1 protein-coding gene is annotated in these 271 nt (G+C 57.6%); it reads left to right on the plus strand.

What is annotated here, in order from left to right; translation table 11 throughout:
- A partial coding sequence (locus RR842_RS11595; protein ID WP_332729818.1) for a molybdopterin dinucleotide binding domain-containing protein occupies positions 1-271 on the plus strand: 271 nt, incomplete at both ends.

Consider the following 271-nt stretch of genomic DNA (forward strand, 5'->3'; position numbering starts at 1 on the left):
CGCGGCATCAAGACAGGCGACCGTGTTCTGGTCTACAACCAGTTCGGCGAGGTGGAGATCACCGCGTACGTCTCCTCGAAGCTGTTACCTGGCACCGTTTCGATTGGCCATGGCGAGTGGTCCAAGTTTGATAATGTGAGGAAGTCGAAGCTCATGCCCTACGGCATTGACACCGCAGGCAACTGCAATCTCCTTATTGGAGACACGCACCTGCCCCACATCGTGGGCGCTCTGCTGACAGCTGGCCTCGTCGAGATTAGGAAGGTAGGCG

Origin of the sequence: Gordonibacter sp., from assembly GCF_036667095.1 — a bacterium.
Classification (GTDB): domain Bacteria; phylum Actinomycetota; class Coriobacteriia; order Coriobacteriales; family Eggerthellaceae; genus Gordonibacter.